This is a genomic window from Niallia sp. FSL W8-0177, assembly GCF_038006285.1.
Lineage (GTDB): Bacteria > Bacillota > Bacilli > Bacillales > Cytobacillaceae > Niallia > Niallia circulans_A.
This window is the reverse complement of the sequence record NZ_JBBOUX010000001.1, coordinates 2581994-2599610: the sequence shown is the minus strand read 5'-3', so window position 1 is coordinate 2599610 and position 17617 is coordinate 2581994. Positions and strand designations below refer to the sequence as shown.

Sequence of the window (17617 nt, the reverse complement as noted above, 5' to 3'; positions counted from 1 at the left end):
AAAAATAGTGGCAGTTAGCCTGTTTCACTTGAAAGGGAGAACTCAGTATTTATTTTTCTTTCTTTCTATTTTACCAAAAGAATATCTAAATGAATAAACCAATTTATTTTTATAAATTAATGGCGAAAAGAAGGACAAAGATCTGGGCAATCTTTGTACGACCAGAACACATATTTTGAAAAAAAACGCATAGATTTTTGAATAGAATGATAACCATTTTGCAGTGTGAACATAGACTATATGGACATATGCATAGGAGGGAATCTATAGTGAAGATCCATATTGTTCAGAAAGGGGATACTCTTTGGGAAATTGCCAAAAAATATGGGGTGAATTTCGAAGAGTTAAAGTCGTTAAATTCCCAATTGACTAATACTGATATGATTATGCCTGGCATGAAAATTAAAGTCCCTACTTTAGGAGGGAGTATAAAGAAAGAAGCTCCTCAAATGGGATCAAAAAAAGAAATGCCGATTACGATGGAACCAATTGTGAAAGAAGCACCGAAAAAAGAAATGCCAGTAAAAGAAACACCAAAAAAAGAAGCGCCAAAAAAGGAAATGCCCAAAAAAGAGATACCAAAAGAGAAACCATTTACACCAAAAATGCCTGCTCCAATCATTCCCGAAATTGATATAACGAATTATTATTCCATGAATATGACTAATGTTGATGTGGATATTGATGTGGAAATGAAAGAAAAACCGGCACCGGTAAAACCGACACCAGTAAAACCGGCACCAGTAAAACCAGCACCAGTAAAACCAGCACCAGTAAAACCGGCACCAGTAAAACCAGCACCAGTAAAACCAGCACCAGTAAAACCGGCACCAGCCAAACCAGCACCAGTAAAACCAATGCCAGCCAAACCAGCACCAACAAAGCCTGAACCAACACAACTTGCACCTGTTTTGCCAAATCAAGAACCAGTTCAAAAAGATGTATGTCCACCCATTGTCCCTTATCAGCCTTATTGTTATGAAGTATCGCCAATGATGCCAGGTAGCGGTTTTCCTCCAGGGGTTTGCCCTCCTGAAGGAGTTCCGGTTGAACAAGTTGCATCCCAAGTTTATCCAACATTTCCTGGAGTAGAATTTACAGAAAAACACCATTGGGAAGAGTCTTCCTCGTCCTATTCTGCTTTTATAAATCAGGCGCCTTCCCATGTTAATCAGATACCACAGGAAAATAGTCAAAAACCATGGGCTCAGTTTAGTCAGATGCCTATAGAGAATGAACCTACTTCCCATGTAGCTGGTGCAGCTCAAAAACCAAATGTTGCGCATAAACCAAATGCACCTACGCACACAGCGGTTCATCCGACTATTACTCTTCCTGTTAAAGAGGATTGTGGTTGTGGTCCATCATTCCCTACAGCAAGCAATTTTCAAGTAGATGGAATGATGCAAGGAGCCACTTCTGGAAAAGGAGGAATGCCACAAGGATTCGACCCACAAATGGGAGGACATCCAATGGGTGGAGGATTCGACCCAGGAATGGGAGGAATGCCACAAGGATTCGACCCAGAAATGGGAGGACATCCAATGGGTGGAGGATTCGACCCAGGAATGGGAGGAATGCCACAAGGATTTGGCCCAGAAATGGGAGGATATCTAATGGGTGGAGGATTTAATCCAGGAATAGGAGGAATGCCACAAGGATTCGACCCACAAATGGGAGGACATCCAATGGGTGGAGGATTCGACCCAGGAATGGGAGGAATGCCACAAGGATTCGACCCAGAAATGGGAGGACATCCAATGGGTGGAGGATTCGACCCAGGAATGGGAGGAATGCCACAAGGATTTGGCCCAGAAATGGGAGGACATCCAATGGGTGGAGGATTTAATCCAGGAATGGGAGGAATGCCACAAGGATTTGGCCCAGAAATGGGAGGACATCCAATGAGTGGAGGGTTTAATCCAGGAATGGGAGGAATGCCACAAGGGTTTGGTCCAGAAATGGGAGGACATCCAATGGGTGGAGGTTTTAATCCAGGAATGGGAGGAATGCCGCAAGGGTTTGGCCCAGAAATGGGAGGACACCCAATGGGTGGAGGATTTAATCCAGGAATGGATATGAGAGGAGTGCCACAAGGATTTGGCTTAGAATTAGGAGGCTATCCGATGGCGGGAGGATTCACTTCAGGAATGGAAATGGGAGGACATCCGATAGGATATCAACCATCTATAAATCAATCTCCGTATCCTCAAGATGCTGTTGGAAATACGCCAATCTCATATACAACGGAAAATTATGGTGCAGATCAAGAAGCGCCATCATATGAAGGTAGTAGTATGGCGCAGCCAGTTTCTACAGACGTGACATCACCTGTATATGGACCGGGAGGGAATGCTCCAGTATTCACACCGCCTTATAATCCTACTATTGGGCAGCCGCCATTTATGAATCCATATGGCATGAATCAAGGTACTCCATTTGGAATGCCAAGATACCAAGAGGATGAAAGCAGTGATCTATGATTTTTATCATAGAGGGGACGATACTTTTTTTTATCGTCTCCTTTCTTTATTAGAAAAAAAAATACCAATCCAAATTATCGAATTAAACAGGATTAGAAATGATGTATATCTAATAAAAACGAAGCAATATTGGATAATTTTAAAAGGGTACAATAGTTATCAAAAACTCAAGGTTCAAGTTGCTTTTACAAGAGCACTTAAACAAGAAGGTTTTACACAGACATATCAATTTTATGATTTCGATGATGAGCCAATCATTATCGATAATAAAGTGTATGGGCTGATTGAATATCTTCCCCCTCATAGAGATACTTTTTCCTATCATAGTAAGCGGAATAGAAGGGAAGCACTTCAATTATTGGAACATTATTATTCGGTTACAGAGCGACTGGTAGAAATATATAAGTATATCTTGCCAACTTTTCATTTAATAAAGAAATTTGAACAAAGGCTAGAAGAATTTCGAGGGAATTTACTAATTATTGAGCAATATATAAAAAAAGACATAGCGGAGGAAATAATGGAATGGGCTGATTATTCATTTGGTTTAATAAAAAAACAAATGGACTACTTGGACACAACCCCAAACGTAATCATACATGGGGATGTTGCTCATCATAATTTCTTACGAGTTAAGAATAATGAATTATACTTAATTGATTTTGATTTAATAAGTATTGGTCCACGAATTGCTGACTATTTACAATTTGCTAATCGCATTCTCCCTGATATAGGATGGTCTTTACAAGATTTACAAAAAATGCAAGTATATGCCGATCTTTTTAAAGATAAATGGTTTTTAACAGCTTTAATATATCCGACAGATATTTTGAGGGAATGGAATAGAATAATCAGAAATAAAGATGTAAATAATGACTTCTTGTTAGATCAAGTACAATTACTAACAACTAATCAATATAAAAGGAGGAAGAAGTTTTATCAAAAACTTCAACAACTCGTAGGAACATAAGACATGAAAAAGACTGGCTAGACTTTACAGTATGTTTCTTTCCAAACAGTAGAAGATAAAAGAGAGCAAGGATATTGCTCGAGATTTACATGAAGGGGAGAATTCTACTATGCGTAAAGTTAAACTAGTTGCTCCAGTTCTGTTGACACTGTCTTTTGGATTGACAGGTTGTGGTGTAAATGAGGATGAGACTGCTGATCGAAATCGCCTTAATAATACTAGGCCGATTGGATACTATTCAAATGAACAGCATGAAGGAAACAATGGCGTCGGCAATACAGATAACGATGGACCAATTACAGAAATGATGGACCATACTTTTGGGGATGAAGGCAATAGAAATGGATCGAATGTTCGAAATGTAAACAATAGAAACGGAACAAACGTTAGAAATATAAATAATCGCAACAATGATCATGATAACGTAAATACAAATGATCGGGATGAAAGAGTATCCTATGACACGGAATTAGCTGAAAAAATATCCGATCGGGTTACTAAAATGGATAATGTTAAAAATGCACGGACGCTTGTTTATAGAGAGAACGTTTTAGTTGCATTGGAAGTTGAAAACACAAAGAATATAGCCAAAACAAAAGCGCAGGTAAAAGACAAACTAAATGATTTACTAAATGGAAGAGATATTTCAGTCGTCACAGATAGAGGAGTATTTAACAGTATAGAAGATATAAATCGTTCGATTCGAAATGGTCAGCCGCGACAAACGATTAACAATAATATTGAAAATATTTTTCAGGATTTAAATCCTGCAAGAGATAACAGATAAAATAAAAACTAACTTTGAGTGGAATAAACCACTTGGAGTTAGTTTTTATACATTTGTTCTTTATTAGGAACATATTAAAAAAAGTAGACAAGATTCACCCAAATTATAAAAGAAGAAAAGAATGAATACTAACAGAAAAAAGAAAGAAGGAAAAGAAGGTGTTCTATATAATGAATTAGTTGTTGTAATTATAAAAGAAAAGATGTATACTTTATAATGAAAAAAACATTCGTTATAAAGAACTATCAGAGAATTAGTTAAAAGCCGAAAATGGCGGAGGGATATATGGTGAGAGTGCTAATCGTAGGTGGACAAGAGAATAAAATTAGATATGCTCTAATGCAAGAACTTTCAAACAAGCAAATTTATCATATAGTAGCTGATCAAGCAAATGATAATAGTATCCTTACCTCTCTAGTTCAGCATCAAGTACACACTTTCTTAAACACGATGGAATTAGCAGGTTTAATGGCAAAGTATCAAATCGATTGTGTAATTGACTTATCGAATGAGCCAATTATATCAAACAAAATGAAAGACTCCTTTGAACAGTCAGAGAAGAATATTGGCCGTACGATTGAAGTACTGGAAGCATGTGTGGAAGCTAAAGTAGAAAAAATTATCTTTCCATCTACCATAGCAGTTTATGGGGACTTGGAAGGAGTGATCACAGAGGATATGACTTTACAACCAGTACTATTTGAAGGATTATCGAAGAAGATAGTGGAAAAATACATACAAAATTATCATACATTATATGGTCTTTCTTATACGATTTTAAGATTTCCTATTCTTTATGGAGAATATTCCTTCCATAATCAGAATGACAATATAGTGGAAACAACAATCAAAAATGTGCTAGAAAATCGCCCGTCTAATTGTTTTAAAGATGGAGAACATAAGAAGCATTTCCTATATATTAGTGATGCTGTTAGAGCCTTTGTTTCTAGTTTAAATAAAGGCGGGAATGAAATTTTTAATATTTGTCCAATGGAAAAATACTCGATGAAAGAAGTTGTCTCTATTATTCAGTCGTCGATAAAAGAGGATTCTCTCCCTCACAAGGGTTTGAAAGAAGGAGAGAAAAGTAGAATTTCAATAAAGAAGGCACAAGTCCATCTAGGATGGCAGGCACAAGTGCCGTTTTTAAAGGGGATTCGTTTAGCGATAGATAATATAAAAATAGGCACCAAAAAAGAAAAATGAACTATTGAATAGGATTCTTCAATAGGAAAAGAATATGCAAACTGGAGTGAGGTACTACAATACGTTATGAGAGAATCCTCCGGAATAAGATTGCTATAAATTAGGAATGAAATTATTTTTTATGGTGAGAATAATAGAGAGTAAGGTTGTTTTAAAACCAAGCTTTAGATTGACAGTACCCTATTTCCTTGGAAATAAAGCTACTGTTGTGAGTAATGTGAAGAGGTGGTTATAATGAAAACCAGATTCCTTTTATTTTCAACTGTTCTTCTTGTCAGTATTCTTACTGTCTTTTTATCTAATGGACAAGTATATGGAAAGACTGGAAGCGGTGTCTCTCAAAATGAGAATCCTAAAAAGTTGGAAGTCGTATTGCAAAGGATTTATTTAGACGGAGAAATGAGTGAAGAAACAATAGAAGAGACAGTATGGTCGATGGAAGATTTCTGGTCAAAGTATGATAAATGGCAGCTGGTAGATATGACAAGCAGAGCGCTTGTTTTTAAACAAGAAGTTGATGATATATCACCATTGTTGAAAACAAATGGTTATTTTGGTATTAATGAAGAAGGGATATTAACCATTTATAATGGAAAACCTGCTGAAGAGAACATTATTCAGTCCTTTTTCCAGATTGATCTGAAGAAACTGGAATCGAAACAACATGAAGATTTACAAAAAGGGATTCCGATTAAATCAAGAGATCGCTATGTTAAAGTACTAGAAACCTTTAAAAACTTAACAACAATTGAAACTACTAATTAAGGATTTGGCAGTGAACAGAGGAAGCACAATGAAATGTGTCGAATCTGCTCACTTTTTTTGTTTTTTTGTAAGAATATTATGAAAAACATCTATAATAGCAGTTCTACAAAATAGTATGATAAAATAAGGGCTAGGATTTATCCCACACTCAAGGGGCACGGAGCCCTATTTATGGAAGTTTTCTTTATAAGGGAGAGAAATTAATTTGTACGAATATATAAAAGGGAATGTAGAATTTGTTGGACCAGAATACATCGTAGTGGAGAATAATGAGATTGGTTATCAGATTAAAACACCTAATCCATTTTCGTTTTCTGCTTTTTCAGGTAGTAAGATTACTGTATATACATACCATTATGTTAGAGAAGATAATATTAGCTTATACGGTTTTCGTTCGCAAGATGAAAAAGCTTTATTTACAAAGCTCCTTAACGTTTCAGGAATTGGTCCTAAGGGAGCATTGGCTATACTTGCATCTGGAGAACCGAGCCAAGTAATATCCGCCATTGAAGCGGAAGATGAAGCATTCCTTGTGAAGTTCCCTGGTGTTGGCAAGAAAACAGCAAGACAAATGATTTTGGATTTGAAAGGAAAATTAGCAGAGTTTATGCCAGATTTCTCTCCGGATCTATTTACAGTAGATAAGCATGTAGCGAAAGCAGAAAGTGATTCAGCAATGGATGAAGCGATGCTTGCTTTAACTGCACTTGGATATTCGGAGAAAGAAGTCAAAAAAATTATCCCACATTTAAAGAAGGAACAGTTAACAACAGATGGTTATATCAAACTGGCATTAAAGCTTCTTTTAAAAAGATAAGTGTGGTTCAACGAATTAATTTTGGATAAACGACTATCTAGAAGAAAGGAGTGAATGCTATGGATGATCGAATTATTTCAAGTGAAGCAGATAATCAAGATTTATCATTTGAAAAAAGTCTTCGACCCATTCAATTACAGGAATATATTGGGCAAGATAAAGTAAAAGAAAATTTAAAAGTGTTTATTGAAGCGGCTAAATATAGAGAAGAAGCTCTCGATCACGTATTGTTATATGGCCCACCTGGATTAGGGAAAACCACACTTGCTACGATTATTGCTAATGAAATGGGAGTTAATATTCGAACAACTGCTGGTCCAGCAATCGAAAGACCAGGTGATTTAGCAGCAATTTTAACTGCCTTAGAACCAGGTGATGTGTTGTTTATTGATGAAATACATCGCTTGCCGCGAGCTATTGAAGAAGTCTTATATCCTGCAATGGAAGATTACTGTTTAGACATTGTAATAGGCAAAGGTCCTAGCGCTCGGTCAGTCCGGCTAGATTTACCTCCATTCACGCTTGTGGGTGCGACAACCAGAGCTGGTTCCGTTTCTGCACCGTTAAGAGATCGTTTTGGGGTTCTATCTAGATTGGAATATTATGAGGTAGATCAACTCAAAGATATTGTTTCCCGAACAGCAGATGTACTTCAAATTGGAATAGAGGATCTTGCCGCATGGGAAATTGCTAGACGTTCAAGAGGAACACCTCGAATTGCGAATCGCCTTTTACGAAGAGTGCGGGATTTTGCACAAGTAAAGGGTGATGGAATGATAACGAAAGAATTGGCAGATCATTCCCTTGAACTTTTGCAAGTAGACCGTTTAGGGTTAGATCATATTGACCATAAATTATTACTAGGAATGATTTATAAATTTAAAGGTGGACCTGTAGGATTAGAAACCATTGCTGCTACAATTGGAGAAGAAGCACATACGATTGAAGATGTCTATGAACCATATTTGCTGCAGATTGGTTTCTTGCAGCGAACTCCTAGAGGAAGAAGTGTCACCCATCTTGTTTATGAACATTTAAATATAAAATTGGATTGAGGAAACATCTAAATAATAAAAAAGAATATGCGAAATGAAGGACGAAAACAATGAATGACATTCCTAAGTATATAATGACTATTGGTGTGATTGTATTTCTTATTGGATTAGTAATGCAGTTAGTCCCGATTGGAAAACTTCCAGGTGACATTTTGATAAAAAAAGAGCATTCAACTTTTTATTTTCCGATTACAACTTGTATTGTGATTAGTATTATTTTATCTTTAGTTTTTTATTTTATTGGGAAATTTCGCTAAAAAATGATTGTATAAAAGAGAATAGGTGGATAGACATGAAAGTAGATTTATTTGATTTTCATTTACCAGAAGAATTAATTGCGCAAACTCCATTAGAGGATCGTACAAGCAGCAGACTCATGATCGTTAATAAAGAAACTGGCGATTTAGAACATCGCAAATTTAAAGATATATACGAGTATATTAATCCTGGAGATTGTTTAGTATTAAATGATACAAGGGTATTGCCAGCAAGATTACATGGCGAGAAAGAAGATACTGGAGCACATATTGAAGTATTATTGCTGAAGCAGCAAAAAGATGACATGTGGGAAACACTTGTTAAGCCGGCAAAAAGAGTTAAAGAAGGTACCGTAATTTCCTTTGGAGATGGAACACTAAAAGCGGTTTGTGTAAAAGAGTTGGAACACGGTGGTCGTATTCTTGATTTTCAATATGAGGGCATTTTTTATGAAATCTTGGATCAACTCGGCGAGATGCCGCTGCCTCCTTATATTAAAGAAAAACTAGACGATCAGGATCGTTATCAAACTGTTTACGCGAAGGAAAGGGGATCTGCAGCAGCTCCAACAGCAGGGCTCCATTTTACGACAGAATTGTTAGATGCGCTGAAAAAGAAAGGTGTACATATTGCCTTTATTACTCTGCATGTCGGTCTAGGCACTTTCCGGCCTGTAAACGTCGAAGATGTAGATAAGCATGAAATGCATGCTGAGTTTTATCAGCTTAACAAGGAAACAGCTGCTTTATTAAATAAAGTAAGAGGTCAGGGCGGACGAATAATTTCTGTAGGAACAACCTCAACTAGAACACTTGAAACAATTGCTGCTGCGAATAATGGTGAATTTGTAGAAAGCAGTGGCTGGACAAGTATCTTTATTTACCCTGGATATGAATTTAAAGGAATTGATGGCATGATTACGAATTTCCATTTGCCTAAATCGACGTTAATTATGCTAGTAAGTGCACTGGCAGGAAGAGAGAATGTACTTCATGCTTATGAAACAGCAGTCAAAGAAAGATATCGTTTCTTTAGTTTTGGCGATGCAATGTTTATACAATAGTAATAGATCCGCATGATAGGGTTTATCAATTGCTTGAGTTTCGTAGTAATATTCATTAGAATAATATAGTTGATTCTATTGCTTTTTTGTTAATAGATATTTTTCATTAAAAATGGAAGTGAATTATGAATCTCGAGGAAGATTCACTTTATATGAAGGAGAAAATAATTTGACAGCAATACGTTATGAATTCATAAAAACTTGTAAGCAAACAGGCGCCAGATTGGGGATTGTGCATACACCTCATGGATCTTTTGAAACGCCGGCTTTTATGCCAGTTGGAACGTTAGCAACAGTAAAAACAATGGCTCCAGAAGATTTAAAAACGATGGGAGCAAATATCATTTTAAGTAATACGTATCATTTATGGCTAAGACCAGGTCATGACATTGTAAAAGAAGCGGGCGGGCTTCATAAATTCATGAATTGGGATAAAGCGATATTAACGGACTCTGGCGGATTTCAAGTTTTTAGTTTAAGTGATTTCCGCAAAATTGAGGAAGAAGGTGTACATTTTCGTAACCACTTAAATGGGGATAAATTATTCCTTTCTCCAGAAAAAGCAATGGAAATCCAAAATGCATTAGGGTCAGATATTATGATGGCATTTGACGAGTGTCCGCCATACCCAGCAGAATATGATTATATGAAGAAATCAGTGGAACGTACTTCTCGTTGGGCAGAACGCTGCCTAAAGGCACATAATCGTCCAGAGGATCAAGGTTTATTTGGTATTATTCAGGGTGGAGAATACGAAGAACTTCGCAAACAAAGTGCAAGAGACTTAGTTTCTTTAGATTTACCTGGCTATGCAGTCGGTGGATTATCAGTTGGAGAACCTAAGGATGTGATGAATCGTGTCCTCGAATTTACAACACCATTAATGCCGGATAATAAACCGCGTTATTTAATGGGAGTAGGTTCACCAGATTCATTAATCGATGGTGCGATTCGTGGGATTGATATGTTTGATTGTGTGTTACCAACTAGAATAGCAAGAAATGGTACGGTGATGACAAGTGAAGGCCGTCTTGTTGTGAAAAACGCTAAATATGCTAGAGATTTTGGACCTTTGGATCCAGATTGTGATTGCTATACTTGTAAAAATTATAGCCGGGCATATATTCGTCACCTTATTCGATGTGACGAAACATTCGGAATAAGGCTTACATCTTACCATAATCTATATTTTCTGTTAAACTTAATGGAGAATGTCCGAGACGCAATCAGAAACGACCGTTTAGGAGATTTTAAAGAAGAGTTTTTCGAACGTTATGGATTTAATAAGCCGAACGCTAAAAACTTTTAATAGAGAATTTGAAAGGAGGGGAAATATAGATGGGAAATTTAGCTGGTTTACTACCGTTTATTTTAATGTTTGTACTATTCTATTTCTTGCTTATCCGTCCACAGCAAAAGCGTCAAAGAGCTGTGCGTGATATGCAGAGTAGCTTAAAAAAAGGGGACAAGATTGTCACGATTGGCGGCATGCATGCTACAATCGATGCAATTGATGAAGGAACGGTTGTGTTAAAAGCAAAAGATGGTTCACGCCTGACATTTGATCGTAATGCAATTCGTGAAGTCGTAGAATCCTCTGCTGCAGTAGCTAGTCCAACATTAGAAAAAACAGAACAATAAGTAAAAAAAGTGCAGTCTTAAAAAATAAGACTGCACTTTTATATTTTATTTGAAGTATTTTTGGTTAGTTATTTTTGGAAAGATTTACCCCTAATATCCCTCCCATCATACAAATAAGGGTATAACATACATGATAAATGGTTTGTTCTATCGTAAATAGTTGGTCAGAGCCTAAAAAGGAAAATAAAAAAATGATGATGGAATAGATGAACCCAGTAAGTCCCCCAAGAAACCAACCTCTTTCTTTTCCTTTCCCGCCAGAAATAAAACCACCTGCAAATAAAGTTATAAAGGATACGGCTGTAATAATATGTTGCAGGGATGATTCTTGAATAGATGTAAATCTTAATAAAAGGGAAAAGAACAAACTACTTGCTATTAACATAATGAAAATGGCAATTAGACCGTATAAAATGGAACTGCCAACATGTTTACTCTCTTCTATTGTAAACCTCTCCTTTCCAAAACATCTAAAGTTTTCTATAAAAGTTCTCTAGTACAAGCATATTCAGGAAGGAAGAAAATAGAATTAAAAAATATTTAAAAATACATTTTTCTCTCATCGTTATAATGCTGCTTTCCCGTATTATTTTTATCTTATAGAGCAGATTAAAAGAGAACATATTTGATCGGAGGAGATAATATGGACCAGTATTTGATCATTTTGTTTAGAACGATTTTAATCTATTTCTTAATCGTTCTTATTTTTCGAATGATGGGAAAAAGGGAAATAGGGGAATTAAGCATACTAGATCTTGTTGTATTCATTATGATCGCAGAAATTGCTGTTGTTGCTATAGAAGATTATAAGGATCCGATTTTACCAACACTATTTCCAATGTTTATCCTTCTAGCCATCCAAGTGCTTCTTGCGTTCTTTTCCTTAAAAAGCAAAAAAATGCGTGATTTTATTGAGGGAGAACCAACATTGATTATTAAAAATGGCAAGATTGACGAAAAAGCCATGAGAAGTCAGCGCTATAATTATGATGACTTATTAATTCAGCTGAGAGAAAAAAATATCCGAAATATTGCAGATGTAGAGTTTGCCATACTAGAAACATCAGGTAAACTTTCTGTATTTGAAAAGGAAGAAAATAAGTCATCTATTACCATCCCATTAATTATGGATGGAATTATTCAAGAGAGCAACCTAGATAGAATAGGAAAAACTAATCTATGGTTAAGACAGCAATTGAAAGATAGAGGATATGTTAATATAAAAAATATCTCCTTTTGCAGTTATCAAGAAGGTGAATTTTATATTGATTTGATTGATCATTAAAGAAAGAACAACAATGAAATCTTTCAGTAAAAAAGCAACCAGTGAGAAGCGGAATGCTCATTGGTTGCTACAGTTTAAGTAGTTTTAAGAAAAAAATGGACCAATCCAAGGGATTTTTGCTAAATCTCTTTTGTTCATTAAACGGAAAAGGAAAAGCAATACGATATAAAAGATACAGATTAAACTAGTAATACTAATGATTTGTATCAGAATGGAAGGGAATGTTATTGATTTGACTAAAAGAGAGCCAAGATAGGCAGTTAGCATGATAACAAGCAGCATTTTTACATAATCTTTCACAATAATCGAGAAACTGATTGTTTTTAATATTGTAGCAAAATGAAGGATCGTTACTAAAACAAATCCAACAATTAGAGCAATAGCTACGCCGAAAATTCCAAACTCTGGTCGACTTGCAAGAATAAAAATTAACGCTGTTTTAATGGCTGCGCCGATAAAGCTGTTAATCATTGCTGCTCTAGCAAAATTTAAGGCTTGCAAAGTAGCCTGGAGTGGGCCTTGGTAATAATTAAGAATAAAGAACGGTGCCATAAGCTGAATAAAGGAAGTGCCTCTTGTGCTTCCGTACATAATGGTCATTAAAGGCTCAGCCAAAACATACAGCACTACAATGGCAAGTCCACCTGTCATAAAGGTGAATTTAAGTGCTTGCTGTAATAAATGTTCGATTAGCTTTAGTTGATTATTAGCCTTTGCTTCACTAATAGCAGGCACAAGAGATGTTGATAATGATTGAGTGAAGAAGGATGGCAGCATTAAGAGTGGGAGTGCGAATCCAGTTAATACTCCATATTGTTTTGTTGCATTGATAGCAGAAAGACCAGCTAAAGATAAACTATGGGCTACAACAATAGGTTCAATAAACCAGGCAATGCTACCAATCATACGACTCCCCGTTGTTGGTAAAGCTATTGTCATTAATTCTTGGAAAGTATTTTTTCCATTATGTACATATTGGAAGAATTTTTTCCGTAAGTGAAATTTCTTTTTCCATTTAAATGATGCCAGTAAATAGAATAAAGACGCAAGTTCTCCCAGAACAGAAGCTAACATTGCCCCTGCAGCAGCATATTCGACTCCAAGAGGTAGAAAAGCTTTTGTTAAAGTCGCAATTAACGCAATCCGAACGATTTGTTCAATCACTTGAGAAATTGCAGCTGGCTTCATATTTTGTCTACCTTGAAAATACCCTCTTAAAACAGATGAAACAGCGATTATTGGGATAATTGGTGTAATCGCAAGAAGTGGCAAAAGAGTTCTTTCATCTGTAAATAGTGTTTGGGAAAGATAAGGTGCTAAAAGAAATAAAGCTGGAGTGAAGATTACTGTTAGACCTAATGTTGTACTTAATGAAATGATTAAGATGCTCTTGACTTTTCGTAAATTCCCTGCAGCTTCTGCTTCGGCAACATTCTTAGAGATAGCTACAGGCAGTCCAAGCTGAGTGATGGTCACAACTAATATCATTGTCGGATAAACCATCATGTAGAGTCCAACCCCATCATCTCCGATAAATCGTGCAATAACAATTCGATTTATAAATCCGAGGACTCTAGTAATAAATCCTGCTATAAGTAAAATCATTGTTCCCTTTAAAAACTTAGACATTCTATTCCCTGCCTTCTCAAATAGCGAATAATACTATACAATTATCTATATGCAACAGAGTGGACAAAGCATGACAAGGTTTTTTATAAAAGTACGTTTGTTGTAAGGAAGAGACGATATTTTATTGTTAGGATGAAAATGGAATCATATTTTTTCTATGTAAATTGGTTTGCTTAGCATTATGGAGGTATAGAAGTAAAAGCAGATAGCTCATGTTTAAAAGGAAACATAAAATGACTGTAATGGAGTGAATAGGAATGTCGTCAACATCAACACACATATATGACCAATATCGTTCACAAGTTAAGCCTGTATTAAATAGCAAGATAGAAGAGTTTCACTTACTAGGCTATGAGACTATTAAGGAAGACGAGCTATGGGTATTTTTAACGAATAAAAAATGGAGAAAGCCCGCTCAAGAAATTAGAATTTCGGAGCTAGTACAAGATATACTGAATGTTAAGGTGGCAGATTATATGAACTTTGCCACTATCGAGGCATATAAAACGGCAGATCTTTTCTCTGTCTTATCAGAAGAAGAGAAAAAAGAATTATTGAAATAATGGAGTTTTATTAATCAAAACTTCTTCTGGTAGTTTTTTAATTGATGATGGTCTGGGATGGTGGTATTAAAAGCCAAGTCGTTAACTTTATGTGACAATTAGAATAACTTTACTAGTATATTTTTCTATACAAATTGACAGTCATGATAAACTGTTCCATAATGAGTTTATTCTAAGTAACAGAAGAAATCGCTAGTTTAATTTACTGGAAAGAAGTGAACCGCAAAAATAGAATAACACCTAATTATAAGGTTCATATTAAAAGAGGACATCATTTTTGATAAATAACAATGAATATGGCTAGTATTAGTTGGGGAAGTTTCTGCTTTGTATTTCATGAGGAGGATTAATACATAATGGTTAAACGCAGTAGAATTGTTGCTTTTTTGTTAATCATTGTCTTGGCGGCAGGATTAATGGGAGGAACAACAAATAAAATTTTAGACAATATTAAGCTTGGATTAGACCTTCAAGGTGGATTTGAAGTTCTTTATAAAGTAGAACCGCTGGAAAAGGGCAAAGCAAAAATTGATGAAGCGGCTTTAAAAAGTACAGCTCAAGCTCTAGATAAAAGGATAAATGTTTTAGGAGTAAGCGAGCCTGTTATTCAAATAGAGGGAAAAGACCGAATAAGAGTTCAACTTGCTGGTATAACAGATCAAAATGAAGCAAGAGAAATGCTTTCAACAGAAGCTAACCTAACATTCAGAGATATCCACGATAAGAAATTGCTAGATGGATCTGATTTAGTGCAGGGAGGAGCAAGTCAAGAATTTGACCAGTATGGAAAGCCTAGTGTTTCTTTAAAACTAAAAGATGCAAATAAGTTTAAAGAAGTAACGCAATCAGTTTTAGGTAGTCCTTTAGTCATCTGGTTAGACTTTGAAGAAGGAGATTCTTATAACGCGGAAGCAGCCAAAGAAGAACCAAAATACTTATCCGCACCGATGGTAAGTGAAGTGATTAATTCGGATACTGTATCTATAACTGGTAATTTTACCGTAGATGAGGCGACCAGATTAGCTGAATTATTAAATGCTGGGGCGTTGCCGGTTAAATTAACGGAAGAATATTCAACAAGTGTTGGTGCACAGTTTGGAGATCAAGCGTTAAAAGATACAGTATATGCGGGCATAATTGGTGTAGGCCTAGTATTTTTATTTATGCTTCTCTATTACCGTCTGCCTGGATTAGTTGCTATCATTACATTGTCCATCTATGTTTATCTAAATCTGTTGGTTCTTGATTTAATGCAAGGGGTATTAACGCTTCCAGGAATTGCGGCACTTATTCTCGGTGTTGGAATGGCTGTAGATGCTAATATCATTACCTATGAACGAATCAAGGATGAACTGAGGGTAGGAAAGTCGCTGCGAGCTGCATTTCATGCAGGAAATAAAAACTCCATTGGAACCATTCTTGATGCAAACTTAACTACCATTATAGCTTCGATTGTTTTATTTATTTATGGGACAAGTTCAGTAAAAGGGTTTGCTACACTCTTAATTGTTAGTATATTAGTAAGTTTTATTACTGCTGTTTATGGTTCTAGATTATTACTCGGTTTACTAGTGAAAAGTAAATTGTTTGATAAAAAAATTACGTGGTTTGGAGTCAATCGTAAAGACATTAAGCATATTAGCGAAAATTACGATACTTTAACATTGCCAACCAAATTTGATCGTCTTGATTTTGTAAAATATAAGAATATATTTTTTACAATTTCTAGTGTTTTAATTGTGGCAGGGATTGTGATTATGTTTATATTCAAGCTTAATCTTGGAATTGATTTTGCAAGTGGATCTCGTATAGAAGTTATGGCAGATAAAGCATTAACAACTGCTGAAATTGAAGATCACTTAGATAAGCTGAATGTAAAAGCAGACGATATCATCATTTCAGGTGATAAGCAAGAGACTGCTGCTATTCGTATTAAAGGTGATTTAAGTCAAACTAAAATTAATACGATAAAATCAGAGTTTAATAAGACGTATGGGCATGATCCAAACGTCAGCAGTGTATCACCAACAATTGGGAAAGAATTAGCTAAAAATGCCTTTAAAGCGATAATTTTTGCCTCTATCGGAATCATTATTTATGTGGCAATTCGCTTTGAAGTATATATGGGTCTTGCAGCTGTAATAGCATTACTGCATGATGCCTTCTTTATTATCGTGATCTTCAGTCTCACACGACTAGAAGTAGATATTACTTTTATCGCAGCCGTGTTGACAATTGTCGGTTACTCGATTAACGATACGATTGTTACCTTTGATCGTATAAGAGAAAATTTAGCGAAGAAAAAGCGTATCAAAACACCACAAGAAATTAAAGATATTATCAATAGAAGTATTCGACAGACATTCGCTCGTTCGATAAATACTGTAATAACGGTTGTGATTTGTGTAGTGGCTTTATTAATATTCGGAAGCAGTGCCATCACAAACTTCTCTTTAGCGTTATTAATTGGTTTAATCGGCGGTGCCTATTCTTCTATCTTTATTGCATCCCAGCTTTGGTATGTTTGGAAGAAGAGAGAGTTAAAGAGAAAAGGTGTCTTAATTACGTATAAAGAAAAACGCCCAATTTCAGACGAACCACAAGTATAAGAAACACTTCAAAAACCTGTCTCCTAAAGCAGAAGGAGCAGGTTTTTGTATGTTCGCTAAAAAAATACTTGTTTATGATAGTGGAAAGATGGAAAATAGGAAATAATAGAACCAAAAATACAAAGGGAGGGAAGTAAATGAAATTTCAATGGAATATGCTTTTGGGAATTATTTTTGCTTTAATTGTTGCGGTCTTTGCTGTTATTAATGTCGAACCGGTTTCTGTTAATTACTTATTTGGCGAAGGGGACTGGCCGCTTATTTTAGTCATATTAATTTCTGTTCTTCTTGGTGGATTAATTATTGGCTCTGCTGGAATTATTCGTATTTATTCATTGCAACGTAAAATTAAAACATTGGAAAAAGAAAAAAAGGCATTAGAACAAAAAACGGATGATAAAAAAGAGAAGGAAAAGGTTCTAACAGATCTAAAATAAAAAGGGATGTCTGCAAGAAGAAATTCGTTGGGGAGTGTTTACTTCGATT

17 protein-coding genes are annotated in these 17617 nt (G+C 35.7%); 15 read left to right on the top strand and 2 right to left on the bottom strand.

Annotation, left to right across the window (positions count from 1 at the left end):
* Window positions 1-269: 269 nt before the first annotated feature.
* The 11 genes from safA (at window position 270) to yajC (ending at window position 11045) form a co-directional block, all read left to right on the top strand.
* Window positions 270-2483: a SafA/ExsA family spore coat assembly protein gene (safA, locus tag NST77_RS12905; RefSeq protein WP_341123060.1), complete on the top strand. Its 2214-nt coding sequence runs from the start codon at window positions 270-272 to the stop codon at window positions 2481-2483.
* Window positions 2464-3453 carry a phosphotransferase gene (locus NST77_RS12900; RefSeq protein WP_095331619.1) on the top strand — a complete coding sequence of 330 codons (990 nt, stop codon included), beginning with the start codon at window positions 2464-2466 and terminating at the stop codon, window positions 3451-3453. The genes safA and NST77_RS12900 overlap by 20 nt, the downstream gene beginning before the upstream one ends.
* Before the next feature lie 109 nt (window positions 3454-3562).
* Window positions 3563-4240, top strand: a complete 678-nt coding sequence (locus tag NST77_RS12895; protein WP_095331621.1) for a YhcN/YlaJ family sporulation lipoprotein — start codon at window positions 3563-3565, stop codon at window positions 4238-4240.
* Window positions 4241-4528: 288 nt separating this feature from the next.
* Window positions 4529-5446, top strand: a complete 918-nt coding sequence (locus NST77_RS12890; protein WP_176474226.1) for an NAD-dependent epimerase/dehydratase family protein — start codon at window positions 4529-4531, stop codon at window positions 5444-5446.
* A 234-nt stretch (window positions 5447-5680) separates the two neighbouring features.
* Entirely contained in the window at window positions 5681-6211 is a 531-nt protein-coding gene (locus NST77_RS12885) for an intercompartmental signaling factor BofC (RefSeq protein ID WP_341123059.1), read from the top strand.
* A gap of 205 nt (window positions 6212-6416) precedes the next feature.
* Entirely contained in the window at window positions 6417-7028 is a 612-nt protein-coding gene (gene ruvA / locus NST77_RS12880) for a Holliday junction branch migration protein RuvA (protein ID WP_095331627.1), read from the top strand.
* 59 nt (window positions 7029-7087) lie between these two features.
* Window positions 7088-8083: a Holliday junction branch migration DNA helicase RuvB gene (gene ruvB / locus NST77_RS12875; RefSeq protein WP_095331629.1), complete on the top strand. Its 996-nt coding sequence runs from the start codon at window positions 7088-7090 to the stop codon at window positions 8081-8083.
* Window positions 8084-8133: 50 nt separating this feature from the next.
* The gene (locus NST77_RS12870; protein WP_095331631.1) at window positions 8134-8340 is read left to right on the top strand and encodes a DUF2905 domain-containing protein; all 207 of its coding nucleotides are present in this window, start codon (window positions 8134-8136) and stop codon (window positions 8338-8340) included.
* A 35-nt stretch (window positions 8341-8375) separates the two neighbouring features.
* Window positions 8376-9404: a tRNA preQ1(34) S-adenosylmethionine ribosyltransferase-isomerase QueA gene (gene queA / locus NST77_RS12865; protein ID WP_095331633.1), complete on the top strand. Its 1029-nt coding sequence runs from the start codon at window positions 8376-8378 to the stop codon at window positions 9402-9404.
* Between the two features lie 169 nt (window positions 9405-9573).
* On the top strand, window positions 9574-10713 hold the full coding sequence (gene tgt / locus NST77_RS12860) for a tRNA guanosine(34) transglycosylase Tgt (RefSeq protein WP_095331635.1): 1140 nt from the start codon (window positions 9574-9576) through the stop codon (window positions 10711-10713).
* Window positions 10714-10742: 29 nt separating this feature from the next.
* Window positions 10743-11045 (top strand): preprotein translocase subunit YajC, encoded by a 303-nt coding sequence (yajC, locus tag NST77_RS12855; protein WP_095331637.1) that lies wholly within the window; start codon window positions 10743-10745, stop codon window positions 11043-11045.
* Window positions 11046-11109: 64 nt separating this feature from the next.
* Here yajC and NST77_RS12850 read toward each other — a convergent pair whose 3' ends face one another.
* A complete protein-coding gene (locus NST77_RS12850; RefSeq protein ID WP_328824417.1) occupies window positions 11110-11460 on the bottom strand; it encodes a TIGR04086 family membrane protein in 351 nt (116 codons plus the stop codon).
* A gap of 228 nt (window positions 11461-11688) precedes the next feature.
* Between NST77_RS12850 and NST77_RS12845 the strand changes: the two genes are divergently transcribed.
* Window positions 11689-12330 (top strand): DUF421 domain-containing protein, encoded by a 642-nt coding sequence (locus NST77_RS12845; protein ID WP_095331641.1) that lies wholly within the window; start codon window positions 11689-11691, stop codon window positions 12328-12330.
* Window positions 12331-12414: 84 nt separating this feature from the next.
* Here NST77_RS12845 and spoVB read toward each other — a convergent pair whose 3' ends face one another.
* Window positions 12415-13959 carry a stage V sporulation protein B gene (gene spoVB, locus NST77_RS12840; RefSeq protein WP_341123058.1) on the bottom strand — a complete coding sequence of 515 codons (1545 nt, stop codon included), beginning with the start codon at window positions 13957-13959 and terminating at the stop codon, window positions 12415-12417.
* 257 nt (window positions 13960-14216) lie between these two features.
* On the opposite strand from spoVB, the gene NST77_RS12835 reads away from it, so the two are divergent.
* The 3 genes from NST77_RS12835 to NST77_RS12825 all read left to right on the top strand — a co-directional run bounded on the left by NST77_RS12835 (window position 14217) and on the right by NST77_RS12825 (window position 17568).
* A complete protein-coding gene (locus NST77_RS12835) occupies window positions 14217-14522 on the top strand; it encodes a post-transcriptional regulator (protein WP_095331645.1) in 306 nt (101 codons plus the stop codon).
* Window positions 14523-14878: 356 nt separating this feature from the next.
* Window positions 14879-17131 (top strand): protein translocase subunit SecDF, encoded by a 2253-nt coding sequence (secDF, locus tag NST77_RS12830; RefSeq protein ID WP_095331647.1) that lies wholly within the window; start codon window positions 14879-14881, stop codon window positions 17129-17131.
* Between the two features lie 137 nt (window positions 17132-17268).
* Window positions 17269-17568: a LapA family protein gene (locus tag NST77_RS12825; protein ID WP_095331649.1), complete on the top strand. Its 300-nt coding sequence runs from the start codon at window positions 17269-17271 to the stop codon at window positions 17566-17568.
* Window positions 17569-17617 lie beyond the last annotated feature (49 nt).

Excerpts from the sequence above, each read along its gene's own strand:
- NST77_RS12900 (WP_095331619.1), top strand. The coding sequence starts at position 2,464 with ATGAAAGCAGTGATCTATGATTTTTATCATAGAGGGGACGATACTTTT.
- NST77_RS12895 (WP_095331621.1), top strand. The coding sequence starts at position 3,563 with ATGCGTAAAGTTAAACTAGTTGCTCCAGTTCTGTTGACACTGTCTTTT.
- NST77_RS12885 (WP_341123059.1), top strand. The coding sequence starts at position 5,681 with ATGAAAACCAGATTCCTTTTATTTTCAACTGTTCTTCTTGTCAGTATT.
- ruvB (WP_095331629.1), top strand. The coding sequence starts at position 7,088 with ATGGATGATCGAATTATTTCAAGTGAAGCAGATAATCAAGATTTATCA.
- NST77_RS12870 (WP_095331631.1), top strand. The coding sequence starts at position 8,134 with ATGAATGACATTCCTAAGTATATAATGACTATTGGTGTGATTGTATTT.
- queA (WP_095331633.1), top strand. The coding sequence starts at position 8,376 with ATGAAAGTAGATTTATTTGATTTTCATTTACCAGAAGAATTAATTGCG.
- yajC (WP_095331637.1), top strand. The coding sequence starts at position 10,743 with ATGGGAAATTTAGCTGGTTTACTACCGTTTATTTTAATGTTTGTACTA.
- NST77_RS12845 (WP_095331641.1), top strand. The coding sequence starts at position 11,689 with ATGGACCAGTATTTGATCATTTTGTTTAGAACGATTTTAATCTATTTC.
- spoVB (WP_341123058.1), bottom strand. The coding sequence starts at position 13,959 with ATGTCTAAGTTTTTAAAGGGAACAATGATTTTACTTATAGCAGGATTT.
- NST77_RS12835 (WP_095331645.1), top strand. The coding sequence starts at position 14,217 with ATGTCGTCAACATCAACACACATATATGACCAATATCGTTCACAAGTT.
- secDF (WP_095331647.1), top strand. The coding sequence starts at position 14,879 with ATGGTTAAACGCAGTAGAATTGTTGCTTTTTTGTTAATCATTGTCTTG.
- NST77_RS12825 (WP_095331649.1), top strand. The coding sequence starts at position 17,269 with ATGAAATTTCAATGGAATATGCTTTTGGGAATTATTTTTGCTTTAATT.